Origin of the sequence: Alkalibacter rhizosphaerae (genome assembly GCF_017352215.1) — a bacterium.
In the GTDB taxonomy this organism is placed as follows: domain Bacteria; phylum Bacillota; class Clostridia; order Eubacteriales; family Alkalibacteraceae; genus Alkalibacter; species Alkalibacter rhizosphaerae.
This window is the reverse complement of the sequence record NZ_CP071444.1, coordinates 401009-423239: the sequence shown is the minus strand read 5'-3', so window position 1 is coordinate 423239 and position 22231 is coordinate 401009. Positions and strand designations below refer to the sequence as shown.

The window sequence follows — 22231 nt, the reverse complement described above, 5'->3', positions numbered from 1 at the left end:
GAAAAAAGTGAAATCACCCATACTGATCATCGTTGGTCCCACGGCTTCCGGTAAAACCGGATTGTCCGTAGAATTGGCGAAACAACGAAACGGAGAGATCGTCTCCGCAGATTCCATGCAGATATACCGGCATATGGATATTGGAACAGCAAAGCCGTCCATGGAAGAGCGGCAAGGCATTGTGCATCACTTGATGGATGTGGTGGAACCCTGGGAATCTTTTACCGTAGCCCAATATCGTCGATTGGCGGTAGAGGCCATCGACGATATTGCCAGTAGAGGAAAGTTGCCCATAGTAGTTGGAGGAACCGGACTGTATGTCAATTCCTTGATTCGGGGTTGGTCTTTTTCCAATACACCCCCTTCCGAAACTGTACGAAAAGAGATCCAAACCTTTTATGAAGAGAAGGGGCGGGACCGCTTGTACGAAGAGCTTAGTAAAGTAGATCCGGAATCGGCGGAGAAGATCCATCCCAATAATATTAAACGGGTGATCCGGGCGTTGGAAGTGTTTCTGGAAACGGGAAAGAAAAAAAGCCTGTCCGATGCCCAGTCGACGGATCTTCCCATTCCATTCGACCATACCCTGGTTGGATTGACCATGGGTCGAGATCGTCTGTACCGGCGCATCGAAGAACGTATCGACATCATGATCCAACAAGGATTGCTGCAGGAAGTTCGGCAATTGGTGGAGATGGGTGCCGACAGAAACTGGCAGAGCATGCAGGGGCTTGGCTATAAAGAAATTTTGGCATATTTGGACGGAGAATCGACATGGGACGAAGCATTGTATCTGTTAAAAAGAGACACTAGAAGATACGCCAAAAGGCAATGGACCTGGTTTCGCCGTCTGGAAGAGATCCATTGGATCGACATGGATGCATTGGTGGATCCGGAAGAAGCCATGGTGCAGATCGTGGAATACATGAATAAAAAGGATTGAGACAACGATTATGATAAAAGAACTGGATATGAAGCGCTTTGGCATCGATGAGGAGATCGTGACCTTTTGCAGCAAGGCGGAGAAGGCTTTAGAGCGGTTGTGGGAAGAAATCAAGGATACTACGTCATACAATCAATTCAAAGTCATCGACGCCATGAGAAAGAACCGCTTGAGCGACCGACATTTTGCCGTTTCCACTGGTTATGGATACAATGATGAAGGCAGAGATATTCTGGAAAGGATTTTTGCAGACATCATGGGAGCAGAGGATGCTCTGGTCCGTCCTCAAATCATTTCCGGCACCCATGCCATCGCACTTTGTCTATATGGCGTATTGCGTCCTGGAGACAAACTGCTGGCAATCACCGGTTCACCTTACGATACGGTAGCCACTTTTATTGGCATGAACAAAAACGAATCCGTGGAAGGTGGTACTCTTCGAGAATTTGGTGTCGAATACGAGCAAATCGATTTGGAAGGGGACGGCATCCAAGTGGATAAAGTCCTGGAAGCCATGGATGAAAAAACAAAAATGGTCTATCTGCAACGATCCACAGGGTATGGTTGGAGAAAAGCAGTCACCATTACGGAGTTGGAAAGTGTCATAGGAGCCATCAAAGATAAAGACCCTAATGTGGTGATCATGGTAGACAACTGTTATGGAGAGTTTATCGAGAGAAAAGAACCCACGGAAGTGGGAGCGGATCTGATGGCGGGTTCCCTGATCAAAAATCCGGGTGGCGGCATCGCACCCATGGGTGGCTATGTGGCCGGTCGAGCGGATTTGGTGTACTTGGCGGCATGCCGCCTTGCCGCACCAGGGATCGCACGGGAGACGGGAGCGACCATGGGCATCAACCGAATATATCTGCAAGGTCTCTTCCTTGCGCCAACAGTTGTTTCTCAAGCCCTCAAGACCGCCATATTGGCGGCAAAAGTATTTTCCGAGTTGGGCTATGATGTATGTCCGAAACACGATGATTCTCGCAGTGACATCATTCAAGCCATTCGATTTGGCACTCCAGAGAAAGTGGAGCTATTTTGTCAAGCCATTCAAGGGGCGGCACCCGTAGATTCCTATGTTGTTCCCCAGCCATGGGAAATGCCAGGTTATCATGAAAAAGTCATAATGGCGGCAGGTGCTTTTGTTCAAGGGTCTTCCATCGAATTGAGCGCAGATGCCCCCATGAGGGAACCATTTATTGGATACCTGCAGGGTGGGTTGACCCATGAACATGGAAAGTTTGGCATCTACAGTGTGCTGCAATTGTTCAAAGAAAAAGGCATCCTTCGGATGCCTACATGATGGTACTATAATTTTCTAAGGACGCCGGTAACTTTACCCAAGATCCGGGCATCGGAGACGATAATGGGCTCCATGGCGGAATTCTCCGGTTGGAGGCGTATATGTCCCTTTTCTTTGTAGAAACGTTTTACCGTGGCTTCTTCCTCATCGATCAATGCGACAACGATATCACCGTTTAGTGCAGTGTTACGCTTCTCTACGATCACGTAATCGCCGTCCAGGATCCCGGCATCGATCATGCTGTCACCCCGGATGCAGAGGATGAACGATTCGTTTTTGCCGATAAAATCCATTGGCAGGGGAAAGCTGTCTTCGATGTTTTCCACTGCGAGGATGGGTTGTCCGGCCGTGACACGGCCTACTACGGGAACATTGACCATCTCTTTGTGGATCGGTGCCATGGGGCTGTCGTTCCTGGCAAGTATTTCAATGGCTCTGGGAAGTGTGGGATCTCTTCGAATGAAGCCCTTATTTTCCAGCTTTTCCAAATGCCCGTGGACCGTAGATGTACTTTTTAAGGATACAGCCTGACAAATTTCCCGAACGGATGGCGGATATCCTTTTTTTTGTACCTCTTTGATGATGAATTCAAGGATATCTTGTTGTTTTTTACTCAGTTCTTTTTCCATGAGATCGCCTACCTTTCGATTCGAACTTATTATACAATAAAAATCGAAACAAAGCAAACAGATGTTCGAAAAAACGTTGACACCGAACGTTCGTTCTGTTATATTGTAATTAGAACAAACGTTCGGAGGTGTTTGCCATGACGATCATGGGGAAAAGAATTGTCATTTTAAATCAAAAAAGATTCATCAGCGCAATTTTGGTTGCATTCTTGCTGCTGTGGTTTTTGACATACAGCGCATCCGGCTTCATGCAGAAAGAAGAACCGGCCACATATGTTACATACACGGTAAAGACTGGAGACACGTTGTGGTCCATCGCCGGTGCTCACAATCCAGACGGCAAGGACGTGCGGGAAATGGTCCACATTATTTCCATGCAAAATAACATTGATGACGACGGATATATTTATCCAAGCCAAAAATTGATGATTCCATCCAAATAAATCCATTTTTCTTGTTTTTCTTTTAGTAAACAGGGGTAATAATCTCTAGGAGAAACAAACAAGGAAGGCGTGATGTAGATGAAAAGAGTACTGATACCTGTAGACGGATCAGAGTATTCGATGAGAGCCTTGGAGAAAGCAAAAGAAATAGCCTTGGCCTTTGAAAGTGATATCGTTCTGATCAACGTGAAAGACATTCGATTCCCATTGTATCCATATGAACCGGGAAATGTTATTGACATGGGTGCCACCATCGATCAATTGGCAGAAACGGCCAGTAAAAACGCACAACGAATTTTGGATGATGCTGCCCAAGTATTTGAAGATATACCTGGAGATGTTGAAACTTTCGAATTAGATGGTGAGCCGGGGAATCGCATCATTAAGTTCATCGAAGAGGATCCCGACATCGATCTTGTCATCATGGGTTCCTTGGGTGTAAACGGTGGATTGCAAAGCTTCTTATTGGGAAGTGTTACCAATAAAGTGCTTCACCATGTGGATCGGGCCGTGTTGGTCGTAAAGTAAAAAAAGGTAAATGAAATGACCGAGCTGCTATGCCCGGTCATTTTTTTCCGTTGTTTTTTTCTTTAAAAAAGACAATACTTCTTCGTAAGAACCTTTAAAGACGATCTTGTCCCATTTCTTTTGGATTTGGTACTCGTACATGGGATCGTAGTATTTTTCCAGAAGCAATTGGATCCAATATTTATGGTATGAAAAGTCGTTGTCCGTTATTTGACGGTGGTATCCCTCCAGAAAAGACGACAAAATCTGCTGATGAAATTCCGCACCCAGCCGTTTTTGTATCCGGTTGATGTTGGATTCCATGATGTTTTTCCATTGTAGAAGTCCGCCGTCTTTTCCGGATAATGCCTGGTATTGATCTTGGAGCGCAAAGACATAGTCTTGATGGATATTTTGGATCCGCGTCTCCAAATCTACTTCCACCAGGACGTATTTACCGGCTTTGATGTATTCATATAAATCTTTTGGCAAATAGCTGCGTCCGATGTTGCGGCTTTCATCTTCAAAGAGAAGGTGGGAATAGCCTTGATTTTGTCGTTGCAGCAGCATGTATGCCAATCGATTTTCAAAGGTGATCTGGGTGGGTTGATCGGTGGCATTTCCACCAAAAGAAGAACCGTGGTGGTTGGCCAGTCCTTCCAGGTCAATGGCATTTTCCACTTCCTGCAAAAGAACGGTTTTTCCGGATCCGGTATTTCCAGTGAGAATAAGAGGATCGAATTGGAGGTTTTTCGGTTCCATGGAATGGATCAAATATTGGCGAAGTGCTTTGTAGCCGCCTTCCAGTCGGGGTACGTCCAAGTTGGCAGCATCCCGGATCCATTGTTGGGTTATTTGAGACCGCATGCCTCCTCGATAACAAAACAATAGGGCATGAGGATGGGCTTGTATAAAATCCACCCATTTTTCGATCCTTTCTTCCTTTATTTTTCCGGAAACCAATTCATGGCCTAAAATAACTGCAGCGTCGTGTCCCTCTTTTTTATAGGTGGTTCCGACCTGATGTCGTTCTTCATCGCTCATCAGAGGAATGTTTACAGTGTTGGGGAAACTGCCTTTTGCAAATTCTATGGGTGCCCTCAAATCGATCATAGGGCGTTGTTTCAGTACAATGGACAGGTAATCGTTGGTCGTGTTGTTCATTTAATACCTTCCTCTTCTAACAAAATATATCCGTATTATATCACATTTTGCCATGTTGCGGTTTATTGACGAATCCTATGAGAAACTATAGAATAGTAAACATAGTTGTGAATGAATGAAATAGAAAGAAGGATGAAACATGCCATTAAAATTGGATAAAGCCAGAGTTCGAGGGCTGGTGGATGAAACCATCAACAGTTATGCAAGAGAATCGTTTATTCTCCCTCATGAAGAGTGTCCATTGCCTGACCGAGACATGATCATTGAAGTTTCTCATCAACTGAGGCAGTTGATTTTTCCCGGATATTACAATCGACATGCATGCAGGGATGAAATATTAGAGTATCATGTGGGGCAGATCATGGTCAATGTCCATGAAATTTTAACAGAACAAATCATTTTGGCACTAAGCCTTCAGGCCCACGCACAAGGAAATAGTGAAAATATCTGCAAAAGTGTGGATATCCAGCAGGCAGCATCAGAAATGAGCTATCAGTTGCTGGAACGCTTGCCAATGATCCGATCCTACATGGCAGCCGATGTGGAAGCGGCGTTTCTAGGAGATCCAGCGGCTACAGGCAAGGACGAAATCATTTTTTCATATCCTGGAATCCTGGCCATCAGCGTTCATCGTATTGCCCACGAACTATACTTGATGGAAGTGCCTCTTATTCCCAGGATTTTAAGCGAATATGCACACAGCATCACTGGAATAGACATCCATCCTGGTGCAAAGATCGGAAAATATTTCTTTATCGATCATGGAACCGGCGTGGTCATCGGGGAAACTACGGTGATTGGAGAAAATGTGAAAATATACCAAGGTGTCACCCTGGGTGCATTATCTACTAGAGGGGGACAAAGTTTGCGGGGGTCAGAAGACATCCTACCATTGAAGACAATGTGACCGTATATTCCGGCTCTTCCATCTTGGGAGGAGAGACCATCATAGGAAAGGGTTCAGTTATAGGCAGCAACGCTTTTATAACGAAATCCGTGGAGCCGGGAACAAAAGTGAGCATCAAGATCCCGGAACTGGTGTTCAAAGGTCAGAAAAAAGATAAAGAGGAATGAAAGAGGGTCACTCATGGAAAACAACCAAATGTTTGATACGCAAATTGAAATGAAGGAAGTTGCCCATTTGTTGAAAGTGCTGGCCAACGAGAACCGATTGATGATCGTTTGTTATCTGATCCAGGAAGCAATGACCGTCAGTCAGCTTCATGAACGATTTGAACACATGACCCAGTCAGCCCTCTCCCAGCATTTGTCGATTTTAAAAGCACACAAAATTTTGAAGTCGGAAAAACAGGGATTGTCAGTAACCTATGAGATCTATGACAGCCGAATCGAGAAAGTGATCAGTGTACTGAAAAACAATTACTGCAATTTCGAAAAAAAATAAGAAAAAAGGAAAAATTATTTCAAAATAGGATTGACAAAGATTAAACTCTTTAGTATATTAGTAATTAAGAAATAACTAATACAAGAAAAGAGGATGAATATGTTTGCTTTCCTAAAAAACAACCAAAACTACAAGGTAATCAATGTCAATGACTTGGCTGGAACACATAATAAAGATTTGATCGATATCAGAGAACCGGGAGAGTACCTGCGAGGACACGTTCCTGGAGCAAAGAATGTTCCCATGCAGTTGCTTTTGAGCAATCCGGAAGCGTATTTGCAAAAAGACAAGAACTACAAGATCATTTGCCAGTCCGGTGGCCGAAGCAGCAGAGCCTGCGCCATGTTGAGCGACATGGGTTACGACGTCACCAATGTCGCCGGAGGAACCGGATATTACGTCGGACAGTTGAAACGATAATACAGTATACATGAAAAAATGTTTAACAATTAACAATTTAAGTACTAAAAGTTTGGTATAATACAGGTATAAAGTTGTTTCTTCATGAAAAGGAGTGAAAGAACAATGATATACCTGTTTCTTTTTATTGCTGGAGTCGGTTTGATCTTTCTGATCCAATGGGGGAGAGAATCGGTTATGTCTGAACGTTTTTTTTCGCAGAAGGAAACAGCATTGCAAAGCGGAGAAAAACTGTTATCCAATGATGAACCCATCGTGGTTTATATGCATCATGGCATACGAATTCAGGAAGAATTGGAGTTTTATGTGGAGCCGGATGGATTGTTGTTGTGCAGTGAAGCAACCCAATACCACATTCCTTTAAGAAACATCGTTCGGGTCACAGTGGATATGCAAAACGGGCCCATTGACAGCAAGTCCTTGGTCAAACGATTCCTTGCGAAAATGTGGAAGGACAAGGTCCATTATGTGGTGATCGGATATAAAAATGCATCTCAAAAACTGAAAGTTCTAACCTTGCATGTACCGGAGCTTACCAATGAAACAATAAACAAACTAAACAGTCTAATATGAAAATTAATTAATAGAAAGAATAAGCAAAGAAGTCAAATGAATATATTTGACTTCTTTTTTGCGTTTATGATATCATAATGACATTATATTTAAAAAAATATCGATAGAGGCGTGCTTGACATGAGTAGTCTTTTGGAGATTTGGAGAAATCTGCGAAGAAAGACAAAAGGGGAGGGCACCGAAGAGGAAACGGCTCCAACGTTTCCATCTGGTTGCAGGGTTAAGAGCTATGCAATTGTCACCGGATCAGGTGAAGTGCTATCTTGTTTGGTGTTTACAAGCAATTGGTGCGAAACCAATTGCTTTTTTTTACAATCGGCAAAAAATAGGAGGATCAGATGGATCAAAAGCATGTAGTCGTAGTTGGAGGCGGTTGGGCTGGTTGCTCTGCAGCAGTCGGCGCCATCCAAGCAGGAGCAAAGGTAACGTTGTTGGAGCGTACGGATATGCTGCTGGGCACTGGATTGGTTGGCGGGATCATGCGCAACAATGGCCGATTCACAGCAACAGAAGAAATGATGGCAATGGGCGGTGGTAAGCTTTTTAGCCTATGTGATTCCAATGCAAGACACAAAAAGATTTCATTTCCAGGGCATGATCATGCCAGTCTTTATGATATCGCCACTACGCCGGTGGCCGTAACGGATCTGTTGCGGGACATGGGTGTTGAACTGGTATTCGAATCCCGAGTAAACAAGATCACAAAGACAGGGAATCGAATCATGGAAGTGCAAGATGATCGAGGTAGGGTATTCGCCGGAGATGTTTTTGTGGATGCCACTGGAACAGCGGGTCCCATGAACAACTGCAATAAATATGGCAATGGGTGTGCCATGTGCATTCTACGTTGCCCAAGTTATGGAGGGCGAATTTCCTTGGCGGGGTTGGCAGGAATCGAGGAAATGACCGGACAGAAGAAGGATGGATCTATGGGAGCAATGAGTGGTTCCTGTAAATTATACAAAGAATCCTTGTCTCGAGAAATTCAAGATCTGTTGAATGAAACGGGAGTAGCAGTAGTTCCTGTTCCCGTGGAACTGACGGAAGATCACCTGGACCAGAAGGCATGCCAGCAATATGCATTGGATGCGTTCAAAGAAAACCTGGTGCTATTGGACACAGGACATGCAAAATTGATGACACCGTTTTACAAGCTGGAAACTTTGAGGAAGATCCCGGGATGCGAGAATGCCCGTTATGAAGATCCATATTCAGGAGGCAAGGGAAATTCCATGCGCTATTTCAACATGGCACCTCGTACAGATGCACTGCAGGTCGTAGGTCTGGAAAACTTGTTTTGTGGAGGAGAAAAGGCTGGACCCCTGGTAGGTCACACGGAGGCCATGGTGACCGGAATGCTGGCAGGACACAACAGTGTCCGACAGGCATTGGGAATGGAATTGTTGGGAATACCGGAGAGTCTCGCTATTGGTGATGCCATTCACCATGTAGGAGAAATGGTCCATACTATAGAAGGTATTGGAAAAAAATATACCTTTTCCGGTTCTGTGTATTTTGACCGAATGAAAGAAAAGGGCTTATACACGACGGATGTGAACGTCATCACTGCACGAGTCGAAACAACCGGTTTGACAGAAGTATTTTCCAAAGACTTGCACATATAAAAGGAAGAGGGGATAAACACCATGGAATTAACAGCGTTGCATTGGGTCTATATAGCATTGGTCGTCGTCGTGATCATTACCATGGGGTTTCGAAAAGATACCTTGCTACCCTGCATTTTCGGGATTTTCATAGTAGGGTGGATGTACTCCGGAAGCGTGGTCACAGCGATCCAGGTTATTTTTAATGCGTTGATCGCAGCAGGAATGGAATTTTGGGGCATTATTTTAGTCATCTCCCTGGTCATTGCCATGTCCAGTGCCCTTCGAGACATCGGAGCCGATGAATTGATGATCATGCCCATCAAAAAAATCATGAGAAATCCAACCATCGCATATTTTGGTCTGGGTTTTGTCATGTTGTTTTTTTCCTGGTTCATCTGGCCGTCGCCGGCAGTCGCACTTGTTGGGGCCATCATGTTGCCTGCCGCCTTGAAGGCGGGGCTGCCACCCATTTGGGCAGCAGTTGCCATGAACATCTTTGGACACGGCATAGCTCTTTCCAGCGACTTTTTTATCCAGGGGGCTCCTGCGATTGCAGCAAAAGCTGCGGGAATCGAAGATACCTTCATGCTGAGCAAATCCTTGCTGCCCTTGTGGCTGGTCATGAGTATCGTCACTGTGGCAGTGAGTTACTATATGATGCGAAAGGAAATCAAAACCATGCCGGTGTTGGATCAACCTTTAGATCTGTCAGAAAAGAAAGAGAAAGCTACCTGGGGCGTATACCTGGTTGCCGTAATGACGCCGCTGGCCTTTGTTTTGAACATCATCATCATGTACAAATACCAGCTTCGCGGAGGGGATGCAACCGCCCTTGTCGGTGGTACTGCAGTACTGATCATGTGCTTTGTAGCTATTGTGCAGCATAATCCCGTCAACTGTCTGGAGAAAATAACCGATTACATCAAGGAAGGATTCGTTTTTGGCATCCGGATCTTTGCGCCGGTCATCGTCATTGGTGCGTTCTTTTTCCTAGGAAGCGAAGGAATGGCAAAATCCATTTTGGGACCAGATGCTACAGGACTGTTGTCGGACTTTGGCTTGTTCTTGGCAAACAACGTCACATTGTCAAAGATCCCAGTTGCGTTGATCCAAATGGTGACAGGGGCCATAACCGGATTGGATGGATCTGGTTTTTCCGGTCTGCCCCTGGTTGGATCCCTGGCCAACACCTTCTCTTTGGCTGTTGATATCAATAAGGAAGTTCTTACGGCCATGGGTCAGTTGACCACCATATGGGTAGGTGGAGGCACCATCATTCCATGGGCCATCATCCCAGTGGCAGCCATCTGTAATGTGAATCCTTTGGATTTGGCCAAGAGGAACATTGTTCCGGTTTTCATCGGATTTATAGCCATGTTTATTGTCAGCCTGTTTTTACTGTAATGAAAAAATGGTAAACCCCTTCTTTTAAAAAGGGGTTTTTTCTTTTGAAACTTAAGCGAAACTTAAGATTTCAAAAGTCGTAAAAAAAATCAAAAAAAACCTTTTTTTCTGGAAGAGGGTATGGTACACTAATGCATGTAACAAAACTGTAACAAGATTTCATCGATTTGTTACAAATCTACCTGGAGGTGTACCTTTGGAAAAAAACCAAAACCATGGGTTCGTTGAAAAAATTAAAAATGCAGGAAAAGATGCCGTCTTATCCATAAAAACCAAAGCATCTGATCTATTGATGAATAATAGCATATCATTGAAGAAAGTAGCAGTAGGAGTTGCGGTATTGACTGTTTTTTCCGCTTCAGCGGGAGTCTACAAATCAGTGCAGGGTTATCGGGTGTTCTTTAACGGAGAAGAAATCGGAATGGTTCGCCAAACGGGTGACTTCATGGCAGGTTTGGATCTGGTTCGAAACAATCTTAGCGAACAATACGATGCAAACATCATCCTTCCAAGCGACGTTCGCTTTGAAAGAGCCATTGTCAGCAAAGATCGACTGCTGGAATCACCGGATGCATCGGCGACCGCCATTGAGAAAACAAACTTGACCATGACGGTGGAGGGAGCGGTCATCGTCATAGAAGAAGAAGAAGTGGCAGCGTTGAAATCTTATGAAGAAGCTGAAGAGGTTTTGGATTCTGTCATCGCCTCTTACGCCCAACTGGGAGAAAATGAAGTGATCGTATCTGAACCGATCATCGCTCAAGATTATGAGATCGTACAACGTGTTGTCCCATATGTGAATCTTCGCACCAAGGAAGATGCTGTGAAGTATATCATGCAGGGAACCGACGAAATAATTGAATACGAAGTAAAGCCAGGCGATACTTCCTGGGATATTGCAGTAAACAGGGGAATCAATGTCAACGAACTGGTAGCGGCAAACAGCGATAAGGACATCACAAGCCTGCGACCGGGAGACGTTTTGAAGCTGACGGAAGTTAAACCATATCTGGACGTGGAAGTTGTCAAAGAAATGGTATATAGCGAAAAGATCCCATTTGAAACCACGTACCAAACGGATGCATCCATTTATGTAGGTAAATCGGAAGAAGTCAGTCCCGGTGTTAACGGCGTCAAAGAGATCACTGCATTGGTCACCTATCGAAATGGCGTCCAAGTTGCAAAAGAGATCACTAATGAAGAAAAAATAAAAGATTCTGTAAACCGGGTGGTAGCAAGAGGAACGAAACCCCTTCCGCCGGCACAAGGAACTGGACGATTCCGCATGCCTACATCCGGCAGGGTGACCGCCATCAACAAAGCGGGTTCTCATGCAGGCAGTAGAGCCGTAGATATCGCCAACAGCGTCGGCACCAGTATTTACGCATCCGATTCCGGTCGAGTGACCAGAGCCTCCTGGTATTCCGGTTACGGTTATGCCATCATCATCGATCATGGCAATGGTTATTCCACACTGTATGGTCATCTTAGTTCCATGAACGTCAGTGTTGGACAAAACGTAACAGCCGGACAGCGAATCGCGGGCATGGGAAGTACGGGAAATTCTTCCGGTTCTCACCTCCATTTTGAGATCCGTCGCTACGGAGCTCGTCAAGTCATCACCAGATATTTCTCCTATCTTCGGGTCGGAGGACGGGTGTCTCCATAATAAAACAACGATCAGTCATTGAAGTCTCAATGGCTGATTTCTTTTTCGAGTCGTAAGGTATTGACGGAATCTTTTCAATCATTGATAATGATAAGTACGGTAGGAGGCAGATAAAATGAGCGAAAACTTCAAGTTCTTTCAAAACAACAAATGCGAATACTATCCATGTCATAAATTGGAACCCGGACAGGAATTTAATTGCCTGTTTTGCTATTGTCCGCTGTATGCTTTAGGTGATGCCTGCGGAGGCAACTTTGTGTATACAGATAAAGGGATCAAAAACTGTTCCCATTGCAACATCCCCCACATCAAGGGAAATTATGATCTGATTTTGGAAAAAGTGGATCTTGTGGTGGAAATGATAAAAAAACCATAACTGATGGAGCGTGTATAAATGGAAGTGTACAATAAGTCGTTGGAAATGCATAAAGAGAAAAAAGGAAAATTTGAAATTTGCAGTAAAATAGAATTGAAGAACCAGGAAGATCTTTCCCTGGCATATACACCTGGTGTAGCGGCTCCTTGCAAGGAAATTGCAGCAGACAAGGAAAGAGTCTACGACTACACTGGAAAAGGGAATCTGGTAGCTGTGGTGACAGATGGATCGGCGGTGCTTGGATTGGGAAACATAGGACCGGAAGCTGGACTTCCCGTTATGGAAGGAAAGTGTATTTTATTCAAGGAGTTTGCTGGGATCGATGCCATACCCATCTGTTTGAATACCCAGGATACGGACAAAATCATTGAAACGATATTGAACATATCTCCTGGGTTTGGCGGGATCAACTTGGAAGACATATCCGCGCCCCGATGTTTTGAAATAGAGGAGCGGCTTGTAGAACAACTGGATATTCCCGTGTTCCACGACGACCAGCATGGTACTGCCATAGTGACCTTGGCGGCCTTGATCAACGCATTTCGCGTTTCCGGAAAGAAAAAAGAAACGGCAAAAGTAGTGATCAATGGTGCAGGTTCTGCAGGAATGGCTATTGGGAAGCTGTTAAAGGCATACGGATTTGCACAAATAGTTCTTTGCGACAGCAAGGGGATCATAGGTCCACAACGAACGGATTTGGATCGATACAAAAGGGATGCATTGACATGGTCCAATCAAACAGGGGAAAGTGGAAAACTGAAAGACGGATTGATTGGAGCAGATGTTTTCATAGGCGTATCTGCAGCCAATGTTTTATCCAAAGAAATGGTGGAGACCATGAACATGGATCCCATTATTTTTGCCATGGCCAATCCCGTTCCCGAGATCATGCCGGAAGATGCTTATTTGGCGGGGGCGTTTATCGTAGGCACCGGCAGGTCTGATTTTGATAATCAAATCAATAATGTGCTGGTTTTCCCGGGATTGTTCAAGGGAGCTTTGGAAGCGCGCGCTTCCACCATCCATATGGGGATGAAGTTGGCAGCGGCTGAAGCTTTGGCGGATGTTATACCTTCTTCCGAACTACGGTCCGATTACATCATACCCAATGTTTTTAATAAAAAAGTGGTGGAGGCTGTCAGTGAGGCAGTGCGAAAAGCGGCGTTTTCGGATGATAAGATGCTTTCGGATCCGAAAGAGTAAAAAAAAATTTGCAGAGCGAGTAGTTTAAAGATTGAAACGAGGTGTTCTTTTGAATTGGTTGAATAAATTGGAAAGAAAAATCGCAAAGTTTGCGATTCATAACTTAATGTATTACATCGTCATGTTGACGGGTCTGGTGTTTGTACTAAGCATGTTCTTTGGAGGAGACTTTTTAAGTCGACTGTATTTTTCGCCGGCATTGATCATGCAGGGAGAAATATGGCGGATCATTACCTTTATTTTCATCCCGCCCTCCAACTCCATTATTTGGATCATCTTTGCATTATACTTCTACTATATGATCGGTGGAACACTGGAACAACAATGGGGCACGCCAAAGTTTAATTTGTATTATTTCATAGGTGCTTTGGCCACAGTAGTAGCATCTTTGCTGACTGGATCCATTGGAACACCCATGTACTTGAATTTGTCGTTGTTTTTGGCCTTCGCTCATTTGTTTCCCAATTTTCAGGTACTGCTGTTCTTGATCATACCGGTGAAAATGAAGTACCTTGCATATTTGAATTGGTTTTTCTTTGCGTATACCATAGTGACAGGTACCATGTCTCAAAGAGTGGCGGCCATTGTAGCGTTGGCGAATTTCTTTTTGTTTTTCTATGGAGACTTTACACGTTTTTTGAAGAGGACCACTTCAACAAAAAATACGAAAACCAATTATAATCGCCAGATTCGAGAATTCAAACGCAAAAAAATAGAAATCTGAAGAACAGTGAAGTAGATTGAAGAGGGATTCTTTTTGAGGAAGGAAGTCGGGATCATGAATCTTCGTGAACAATGGGAACAGTTGGAATTGCAGATCCTCTCCCCGACGGCTGCAAAAAGCGTCGATTCCAAAGGGAGAAGGAAAAAGGAAACACCTTGTGATGTTCGTACAGATTATCAAAGGGATCGGGATCGGATCCTTCATTCAAAGGCATTCCGTCGATTGAAACATAAGACCCAAGTGTTTATTTCACCGGAGGGGGACCATTACCGAACGAGGTTGACCCACACATTGGAAGTGGCCCAAATAGCCAGGACCATAGCCAGAGCATTGCGGCTAAATGAAGATTTGACGGAAGCAATAGCATTGGGACACGATTTGGGTCATACTCCATTTGGACATGCCGGCGAAAAAGTGTTGGATGAAGCATGTTCCTTTTCTTTCAAGCATCGGGAACAAAGTCTGCGAGTTGTGGATTTTTTAGAAGATGGCGTGGGATTGAATTTGACATGGGAAGTACGAGATGGTATACTGAATCATTCAGGTGAAAATAGTGCGGAAACATTGGAAGGACAAGTGGTCCATTTTTCTGATCGTATCGCGTACATCAATCACGACATTGAGGATGCCCAAAGGGCTGGCATATTGAAAGAATCGGATTTGCCCCTCCAATATGTTAATGTGTTGGGAACAAGCAAGCGAATGAGAATCAACGGCATGATCCACAATATCATTGAAAACAGTAAGGAAGGAAATGCTGTTGTCATGAGTCCGGACCATTGGGAGGCCATGAATCAGTTGAGAAATTTTATGTTCGAAACGGTTTATCTTGGTCCTGCTGCGAAAAAGGAAGAAAAAAAGACCGAGTTTATTCTCCGGTCTTTGTTTGAGTATTATATGGAGCAACCGGAGAAGATTCCCCATGAAGCGGATCATCCCATCTACCTGGAACGAAATACGGAACGATCGGTGATCGATTTCATTGCAGGAATGACAGATCGGTATGCCATGAACCTGTTTGGACGTTTGTTTATACCAAACCCCTGGCGGGTATATTAAGAGTGTGCAGCGTAGGAATATAAAGATGTTTATAAGGTGAGGCCATGTCAAAAGGCTATACAGAAGATCAAATACAACAGGTGTTGGACAACAACGACATTATTGATGTCGTATCCCAGTATGTACCCCTGAAAAAGAGTGGGAATCATTATATGGGCAGATGCCCGTTCCACAATGAAAAAACCCCTTCTTTCAGTGTATCTGCAGAAAAGCAGCTCTACCATTGCTTTGGTTGTGGTGCTGGAGGGGATATGATCACTTTCGTTCGAAACATCGAAAATCTTAGTTTTGTGGAGAGCGTCAAATATCTGGCGGATCGTGCAAACATCACATTGCCGGATTCGGAAGGATTCAATGACCAGGAAAGCAAAAAAAGAGATGCGCTGTATCGTATGCACAAGGATGCGGCTCGCTTTTTTTATAAAAAACGTTGTGCTCATGACAGATCCAACGAGTATCTTCGCAGCAGAGGGATCGATGATGATACGGCACGACAGTTTGCCATTGGTTATGCAGGATCTGAATACACCGGACTTTACGACTATTTGAAGAGCAAGGGGTATAAAAACGAAGATCTGGCAGATTCCGGACTGGTTTTGCCCGATCGAAACGGCAAGGGATACCACGATCGTTTCAGGGACCGGATCATGTTTCCCATCGTTTCCGTTGCCAAAAATGTGACCGGTTTTGGCGGTCGCCTCATGGGCAAAAGCGACAAGCTGCCAAAGTATTTGAATTCGTCGGAGACCATGATCTTTCACAAGGGGACCCAGCTTTACGGCTTGAACCTCGCAAAAACCAACCTGGAAAACGGGCGATTGATCGCAGTAGAAGGATACATGGACGTTATCAGTTTATTCCAGAGCGGAATAAGAAATGTCGTGGCTTCCCTAGGGACGGCTTTGACAGAAGGCCAGGGGCGTTTGATGAAACGCTACGTGGAGGAAGTAGTGCTTTGTTATGATGGAGACGGGGCAGGTATTCGGGCGACGGTTCGTGGCATTCAGGTTTTGGAAGGATTGGGACTCCGTGTCAAAGTAATGAAACTGAAAAACAACATGGATCCGGACGACTTTGTTCGTCAAGAAGGAAAAGAAGCATTTCAGGAATTGGCCAACAATGCCTTGTCCACCGTTGATTTTCGGATTGGACTTTTGGAAGAAACAGTCGACTTGCGTCGCAACGATGAAAAAATCCAATTTGTGACGGAAGCGACAAAAATATTGAAAGAAATCAAGAATCCCATTGAGCAGGAAATGCAGATCCAACGATTTGCATCGAGGATGCAGATCGAACCTGGCGTAATTTTCAAGGAAATCAAAAATGACGATCCAAAGGCAATTGCCTTGGAAAAAACAAGTTCCCGTGAAAATTCATCGGTTCGACGCAGCATCAAAAGAGAAGCTCAGGAGATGTTGATCGGCTGGTTGTTTACCGATAAGGATACGGCAAGAAAAATTGCCTCCAAATTGCAACCGGAACATTTTCAAAAGGGATTATACCGCGATGCAGTGGTTCATGCCTATCACCAACTAAAATCAGGACAGTCTGCAAATCCTTCCGCTTACATCGGAAATTTAGAGGAAGAGTCTCATCGAAAGGCACTTTCCAGAATGATCATGGATGTGGAGGAGTCCACTGATGAGTTGTTGATGGATTGCATGAAAGCCATGGAAATGATGTATATCAAACGCAGCATTGCATATTTGCAAAAAAAAATGGGGGATTTCAATTTGAACGAAGAAGAATTCAACCGGCTCTATTGTGAATTGGTGGAAAAGAAAAAAGAGCTGGAACAGATGCAAAGCATGGGAAGGGAGAATTTTTAATGGATATCAGAGACAATGTTAAGGTGAATGAACTGCGAGTAAAAGGCAAGAAAAACGGTACGTTGACCGGTGAAGAAATTGAAAGCTCTCTTTCTGAAATTGATCTGCTGCCCGATCAAATCGAGGATATTTATTCTTTGTTGGAATCGGATGGCATTGAGATTTTCTCCAATGACATGAGCAGTGATGACGATGACGAAGAAGTGGAAAAATTGGTAAAAGAAGAAGTGGACACCAGCATTCCCGATGGAGTCAGTATCAACGATCCGGTGCGAATGTATTTAAAAGAAATTGGAAAAGTTGCATTGCTAACTGGCGACGAAGAAGTCGAACTTGCAAAGCGAATGGAAAATGGAGACGATCTGGCGAAGCAGAAACTGGCGGAAGCCAACCTGCGTTTGGTCGTCAGTATCGCAAAACGATATGTAGGAAGAGGAATGTCTTTTCTTGACCTGATCCAGGAAGGCAATCTTGGATTGATCAAGGCAGTGGAAAAATTTGATTACAGCAAGGGATATAAATTCAGTACCTATGCAACTTGGTGGATCCGACAAGCCATCACCAGAGCTATTGCCGATCAGGCTCGTACCATTCGGATCCCTGTACACATGGTGGAAACCATCAACAAGCTGATCCGAGTTTCCAGACAATTGCTTCAAGAGTTGGGAAGAGAACCGTCTCCGGCAGAGATCGGTGCGGAAATGGGTTTTTCGGAGGAAAAAGTTCGTGAGATCCTAAAGATCGCACAAGATCCAGTCTCTCTCGAAACGCCTATCGGAGAAGAAGAGGACAGTCATTTGGGAGACTTTATTCCTGACGACGATGCACCTGCTCCAGCAGAAGCGGCTTCTTATGCGTTATTGAAGGAGCAATTGATGGAAGTGCTGTGTACCTTGACGGAACGGGAAGAAAAGGTACTTCGCCTCCGTTTCGGACTGGATGATGGAAGAGCCAGGACCCTGGAAGAGGTAGGCAAGGAATTCAACGTCACCAGAGAACGGATCCGTCAAATCGAAGCAAAAGCTCTTCGAAAATTGCGGCATCCCAGCAGAAGTAAAAAATTAAAGGATTATTTGGATTAAAAAACACCCCGTGCGCATTGTCGCACGGGTTTTTGTATTGACAATCCATAGAAAATCATTATAATTAATAATTGTGGTTCTATTGTTCCTCAGTAGCTCAACGGTGGAGCAACCGGCTGTTAACCGGTAGGCTGCTGGTTCGAATCCAGCCTGGGGAGCCATTTTTATGTTCAAATTGGAAGAAGCGGGGATAGGCTTCTTCTTTTTTTATGTGATATAATAGATAAGTAAGGAGAATGGATATGAAATTGACCGATCGTTTGCAGCAGGTTGCAAACTATGTAAAACCGGGATCCGTCGTCGCAGATATCGGTACAGATCATGGATATTTGGCTGTTTATTTGATCAAAAACAACATCAGCCCCTATGTATATGCGTCGGATGTAAACCAGGGTCCTCTAAACAGTGCCAGGGAGCAAGTCCGCCAGCAAGGGCTGGTCCATCGCATCGGCTTGGCCCTCTCTCATGGAGCAGATCGGTTGAAGGATCATGCCATCGACCAGGTCGTCATCGCCGGAATGGGTGGCGGGCTGATTGCAGAGATCATTGAAAATGACTTGCCTTTTTTTCAGCGTGTGGATTCCATGATTTTGCAACCCATGACCGGGCAGCATGATTTGAGAAGGTATCTTTTGGAAAAAGGTTTTGTCATAGTGGATGAAGACCTGGCAAAAGAAAAGCATCGTTTGTATCAAATTTTGCTGGTCACCCATGGAAAGGATCAGAAACTGGAAAAATGGTCCAATGAAGAGTTGCGTCTTGGCAAACGAATTTTGGAAAAGGGTCATCCCCTGCTGCCGGCCTTGTTGAAAAAGGAAGAAGACAAATGGAACACCATTCTTCACCAGTGCGAAAAAAAGAATACCATGGAAGCAAAGATGCGATGGGAAGAAGCAAAAAGCATGTTGACGGCTTTAGAGGAGGTGAAGCGACGTGACCACTTGCGAAGATATTTTACGAATAATTGATCGAAAAGCGCCATTCTACAGGGCGGAGGAATGGGACAATGTGGGTTTGTTGATCGGAGATCCAAACCAAAAAGTGGAGCGGGTCCTGTTTGCATTGGATGTGACCCAGCAGACGGTGGAAGAAGCGGTGAAAAAGAAGGCGGATCTGATCGTTAGCCATCATCCCGTTTTGTTCTCTCCTATAAAGAATATACGATGGGACAGATACACCGGAAAGCTGCTCAAAGATCTGATCGCCAATGGCATCTCCGTCATCAGTGCACATACGAATGTGGACATGTATCCCATGGGGATCAACGGATTTTTGGCGGAAAAATTGGGCTTGTCCAATTGCATGCCCCTAAGGGCATCGGCGGCGGAAAACTATTACAAGTTGGTGGTATTTGTGCCGGAAGACTACACGGAAGAGGTCTTGACTGCCCTTTTTGAAGCAGGTGCCGGAAAGCTCGGTCTCTATGAAGCGTGTGCTTTTCGTCAAGAAGGAGTTGGGCAGTTCAAGCCCATTGGAAGTGCCAGTCCCTTTATTGGAACCCAAGATGTATTGGAGATGGTGGATGAAACCAGGTTAGAAGTGCTGGTACCCTATCAGGCGGCGGAGAATGTGGAAAAAGCTCTTTTAGAGAGCCACCCATACGAAGAGCCGGCTTATGATCTTTTCTTGTTGCAGAACAAGCAGGACCGGTATGGATTGGGTGTGGTGGGTGATTTGGAAACATCACAAACGTTGGAAGGATTTCTTGATCGTGTGAAAGAATTCTTTGGCTTGAAACGGGTCCGACATGCCGGAAGAGGAAAAGACCGGGTCCAGCGCATAGCCATATGTTCCGGTTCTGGTGGAGATTTGATGAAAGATGCAAACGATCTTGGTGCAGACCTTTACATTACCAGCGATTTGAAATACCATGACGGCCAAAAGGCCTTCGAAGAAGAGTTGATCGTGCTGGATGTGGGGCATCATGCTTCCGAAATTTTTACAAAAGGGTTGTTGATGGCCTGGATCGAAGAAGGGCTTTTCAATGATGAGGTGGAATTATTCGTCGCCGAAAATGAAAATGATTTTTTTGAATGGTATTAGGTTGTATGACGGGATAGCCGTCGTGGAAAGGTGATGAAGCAATGAAAGATATCGACAAGTTGTGGGCGCTGCAGGCTTTGGAAATGGAAAAGAAAGAAATGGAAGAGGATGCTGGTTTATATCGGGAAACAGATAAATTGCACCATGATATTTCTGAGTACAAAAGGATCGCCGAATCGATGAAGCAGATCGCAGACGAGTACAAGCGAACAAGCACTCAAATTTCGGAGTTGCAGGAAGCGCTTGAGAGGATCAAGAAGCAAATACAGGAAGGAGAGTCCTACCTGTACGAAGGTGCTGTCAAAAAGACCAAGACATTGACGGTTTTGCAAGATGACATCGCAGGATTGATGGCCAAGAAAGAAGAAGTAGAAAAAAGGATCCACCACTATCTGCACCAACAGAAGATCGATCAAGTGAATCTGAAACGACTTGGGGATAAAGCGGAAGAAATGAAAAAAGGCGTTTCTCAACAAAAGAAAAAGTTGGAAAAACTGAAGCGTCAAACCAAGGATTCCATGTCTGAATTGACGAAGAAGACGGAAAAACTGAAAAAATCCATCGACAAGGAGTCCCTGGAAGAGTATGAAAAACGCGCAAACAAGCGAATGCCGGTGATCGTACAAGCTCATAACGGGATATGCAAAGGCTGCAATATGCAGGTTTCCATGATCATGGGTCAGGATATTAGCAAAGTTGTCGTCAGTGAAGCCATCGTATGTGAAAATTGCGGAAGGATCATCTACATACCCGGAGAAAATGAATCGGAATGATTTTGAGGTGTTGCCATGAATCTGAAGGACATTGAATCCCATTTTCGAAAAAAGACCCAAACCGTCTCTGATGTTGAAAAATTCTTTTCCGTATTTGTACCCATTGTTAAAGTAAAGGATACCCTCCATGTGTTGTTTCAGGTGCGGGCAGATACGTTGCGCCACCAACCCGGAGAGGTGTCTTTTCCTGGTGGTAAGGTAGAAAAGGGAGAAACGTTTCTCGAGGCGGCCATAAGGGAGACGTCCGAAGAATTGGGAGTTTCTGAACAGAACCTGACGGTTTTTGGTGAGCTGGACTCCCAGCTAAATTCCATCAACCACATGATTTTTCCTTTTGTCGGAACCATAGACGATTATGAAAATGCATCGTTGACACTGAATCGGGATGAGGTGGAACAAATCTTTACCGTACCTTTGGATTTTTTTGTGGAAACTCCGCCAAAAGTGTACAAGATGTTTTATCAAGGTGGGATGGACGAAACGTTTCCTGTGGAAAAAATAAAAAACCACGAAATCTATAGAAATCGCAGGTTGAGTTATCCGGTATATTTTTATGAATATGAAGAGCGGATCATTTGGGGTTTGACAGCAAAAATCACCAAAAATTTGATTAAGGAATTGCAACGTTTGACAAAGGAAGAACCTTTAGAAGGAATGCAGTGATTTGCAATAAATAGTTGGAGCGTCCAAGCCTATAAGCCGAGTTCTGTATTAGATGATCATCTATCTAGGCTTTCCGTTACCGAAAAGCTCAAGCGACCTACCATTGGACACAGCGGGCTACTGCTTCGCGTCCTAACTTGGTCTTGCACCAGGTGGGGTTTACATAGCCGGACAGTTACCTGGCCGCCGGTGAGCTCTTACCTCACCCTTTCACCCTTACCTTGCATCGCAAGGCGGTTTCCTTTCTGTTGCACTTTCCTTGGAGTTGCCTCCACCGGGGGTTACCCGGCACCCTGCCCTGTGGAGCTCGGACTTTCCTCATGAACACCCTTGCGGGATCGTTCACGCGATCATCTGGCTTGCACGCCACCAACAATTCATTTTACCATACAAAGACATTGTCTACAAG

Annotated in this window: 22 protein-coding genes, 1 tRNA gene, 1 other RNA gene, 1 pseudogene and 1 riboswitch; of the genes and pseudogenes, 22 read left to right on the top strand and 3 right to left on the bottom strand. The window is 44.6% G+C overall.

The window, feature by feature from the left end; genetic code table 11:
• Nucleotides 1–7: 7 nt before the first annotated feature.
• Nucleotides 8–943 carry a tRNA (adenosine(37)-N6)-dimethylallyltransferase MiaA gene (gene miaA, locus J0B03_RS02095; RefSeq protein WP_246798163.1) on the top strand — a complete coding sequence of 312 codons (936 nt, stop codon included), beginning with the start codon at nucleotides 8–10 and terminating at the stop codon, nucleotides 941–943.
• Nucleotides 944–953: 10 nt separating this feature from the next.
• Entirely contained in the window at nucleotides 954–2249 is a 1296-nt protein-coding gene (locus tag J0B03_RS02090) for a methionine gamma-lyase family protein (protein ID WP_207300237.1), read from the top strand.
• Between the two features lie 5 nt (nucleotides 2250–2254).
• On the opposite strand, the gene lexA is transcribed toward J0B03_RS02090, so the two are convergent.
• Complete coding sequence (gene lexA, locus J0B03_RS02085) at nucleotides 2255–2878, bottom strand: transcriptional repressor LexA (RefSeq protein WP_207300236.1); 624 nt, start codon at nucleotides 2876–2878, stop codon at nucleotides 2255–2257.
• Between the two features lie 137 nt (nucleotides 2879–3015).
• Between lexA and J0B03_RS02080 the strand changes: the two genes are divergently transcribed.
• Together J0B03_RS02080 and J0B03_RS02075 are read left to right on the top strand one after the other, a co-directional pair.
• Nucleotides 3016–3321: a LysM peptidoglycan-binding domain-containing protein gene (locus tag J0B03_RS02080; RefSeq protein WP_207300235.1), complete on the top strand. Its 306-nt coding sequence runs from the start codon at nucleotides 3016–3018 to the stop codon at nucleotides 3319–3321.
• Between the two features lie 78 nt (nucleotides 3322–3399).
• The gene (locus J0B03_RS02075) at nucleotides 3400–3849 is read left to right on the top strand and encodes a universal stress protein (protein WP_207300234.1); all 450 of its coding nucleotides are present in this window, start codon (nucleotides 3400–3402) and stop codon (nucleotides 3847–3849) included.
• A 27-nt stretch (nucleotides 3850–3876) separates the two neighbouring features.
• Here the strand turns inward: J0B03_RS02075 and mnmH are convergent, their stop codons facing one another.
• The gene (gene mnmH / locus J0B03_RS02070; RefSeq protein WP_207300233.1) at nucleotides 3877–4992 is read right to left on the bottom strand and encodes a tRNA 2-selenouridine(34) synthase MnmH; all 1116 of its coding nucleotides are present in this window, start codon (nucleotides 4990–4992) and stop codon (nucleotides 3877–3879) included.
• Nucleotides 4993–5131: 139 nt separating this feature from the next.
• Between mnmH and epsC the strand changes: the two are divergent.
• The 18 genes and pseudogenes from epsC (at nucleotide 5132) to J0B03_RS01980 (ending at nucleotide 21822) form a co-directional block, all read left to right on the top strand.
• Nucleotides 5132–6066: pseudogene (gene epsC / locus J0B03_RS02065) on the top strand (serine O-acetyltransferase EpsC).
• 13 nt (nucleotides 6067–6079) lie between these two features.
• Nucleotides 6080–6397: an ArsR/SmtB family transcription factor gene (locus J0B03_RS02060; RefSeq protein WP_246798162.1), complete on the top strand. Its 318-nt coding sequence runs from the start codon at nucleotides 6080–6082 to the stop codon at nucleotides 6395–6397.
• Nucleotides 6398–6496: 99 nt separating this feature from the next.
• Nucleotides 6497–6817 carry a rhodanese-like domain-containing protein gene (locus tag J0B03_RS02055; RefSeq protein ID WP_207300232.1) on the top strand — a complete coding sequence of 107 codons (321 nt, stop codon included), beginning with the start codon at nucleotides 6497–6499 and terminating at the stop codon, nucleotides 6815–6817.
• 105 nt (nucleotides 6818–6922) lie between these two features.
• A complete protein-coding gene (locus J0B03_RS02050; RefSeq protein ID WP_207300231.1) occupies nucleotides 6923–7390 on the top strand; it encodes a hypothetical protein in 468 nt (155 codons plus the stop codon).
• Between the two features lie 96 nt (nucleotides 7391–7486).
• Nucleotides 7487–7659: riboswitch (Lysine riboswitch) on the top strand.
• A 69-nt stretch (nucleotides 7660–7728) separates the two neighbouring features.
• Nucleotides 7729–9015 carry an FAD-dependent oxidoreductase gene (locus J0B03_RS02045; RefSeq protein WP_207300230.1) on the top strand — a complete coding sequence of 429 codons (1287 nt, stop codon included), beginning with the start codon at nucleotides 7729–7731 and terminating at the stop codon, nucleotides 9013–9015.
• Nucleotides 9016–9036: 21 nt separating this feature from the next.
• Nucleotides 9037–10401, top strand: coding sequence for a hypothetical protein (locus J0B03_RS02040; protein WP_207300229.1), 1365 nt, complete (start codon nucleotides 9037–9039; stop codon nucleotides 10399–10401).
• Nucleotides 10402–10597: 196 nt separating this feature from the next.
• A complete protein-coding gene (locus tag J0B03_RS02035; protein ID WP_207300228.1) occupies nucleotides 10598–12070 on the top strand; it encodes a M23 family metallopeptidase in 1473 nt (490 codons plus the stop codon).
• 115 nt (nucleotides 12071–12185) lie between these two features.
• On the top strand, nucleotides 12186–12446 hold the full coding sequence (locus J0B03_RS02030) for a cysteine-rich small domain-containing protein (protein WP_207300227.1): 261 nt from the start codon (nucleotides 12186–12188) through the stop codon (nucleotides 12444–12446).
• 18 nt (nucleotides 12447–12464) lie between these two features.
• Entirely contained in the window at nucleotides 12465–13649 is a 1185-nt protein-coding gene (locus tag J0B03_RS02025) for an NAD(P)-dependent malic enzyme (protein ID WP_207300226.1), read from the top strand.
• A 49-nt stretch (nucleotides 13650–13698) separates the two neighbouring features.
• Nucleotides 13699–14373 (top strand): rhomboid family intramembrane serine protease, encoded by a 675-nt coding sequence (locus J0B03_RS02020; protein ID WP_207300225.1) that lies wholly within the window; start codon nucleotides 13699–13701, stop codon nucleotides 14371–14373.
• 54 nt (nucleotides 14374–14427) lie between these two features.
• Complete coding sequence (locus J0B03_RS02015) at nucleotides 14428–15432, top strand: deoxyguanosinetriphosphate triphosphohydrolase (protein ID WP_207300224.1); 1005 nt, start codon at nucleotides 14428–14430, stop codon at nucleotides 15430–15432.
• Nucleotides 15433–15476: 44 nt separating this feature from the next.
• Nucleotides 15477–17261 carry a DNA primase gene (gene dnaG, locus J0B03_RS02010; protein WP_207300223.1) on the top strand — a complete coding sequence of 595 codons (1785 nt, stop codon included), beginning with the start codon at nucleotides 15477–15479 and terminating at the stop codon, nucleotides 17259–17261.
• A complete protein-coding gene (gene rpoD, locus J0B03_RS02005) occupies nucleotides 17261–18343 on the top strand; it encodes an RNA polymerase sigma factor RpoD (RefSeq protein WP_207300222.1) in 1083 nt (360 codons plus the stop codon). Before dnaG ends, rpoD begins: the two co-directional genes overlap by 1 nt.
• 86 nt (nucleotides 18344–18429) lie before the next feature.
• Nucleotides 18430–18504: transfer RNA gene (locus J0B03_RS02000), tRNA-Asn, on the top strand.
• 81 nt (nucleotides 18505–18585) lie between these two features.
• Nucleotides 18586–19311 (top strand): tRNA (adenine(22)-N(1))-methyltransferase, encoded by a 726-nt coding sequence (locus tag J0B03_RS01995; RefSeq protein WP_207300221.1) that lies wholly within the window; start codon nucleotides 18586–18588, stop codon nucleotides 19309–19311.
• Nucleotides 19277–20386 (top strand): Nif3-like dinuclear metal center hexameric protein, encoded by a 1110-nt coding sequence (locus J0B03_RS01990; RefSeq protein ID WP_207300220.1) that lies wholly within the window; start codon nucleotides 19277–19279, stop codon nucleotides 20384–20386. The genes J0B03_RS01995 and J0B03_RS01990 overlap by 35 nt, the downstream gene beginning before the upstream one ends.
• A 41-nt stretch (nucleotides 20387–20427) precedes the next feature.
• Nucleotides 20428–21159, top strand: coding sequence for a zinc ribbon domain-containing protein (locus tag J0B03_RS01985; protein WP_207300219.1), 732 nt, complete (start codon nucleotides 20428–20430; stop codon nucleotides 21157–21159).
• Nucleotides 21160–21174: 15 nt separating this feature from the next.
• Nucleotides 21175–21822 carry an NUDIX hydrolase gene (locus tag J0B03_RS01980; protein ID WP_207300218.1) on the top strand — a complete coding sequence of 216 codons (648 nt, stop codon included), beginning with the start codon at nucleotides 21175–21177 and terminating at the stop codon, nucleotides 21820–21822.
• A 16-nt stretch (nucleotides 21823–21838) separates the two neighbouring features.
• On the opposite strand, the gene rnpB is transcribed toward J0B03_RS01980, so the two are convergent.
• Nucleotides 21839–22188: RNase P RNA component class A (gene rnpB, locus J0B03_RS01975), an RNA gene on the bottom strand.
• Nucleotides 22189–22231: the final 43 nt, after the last annotated feature.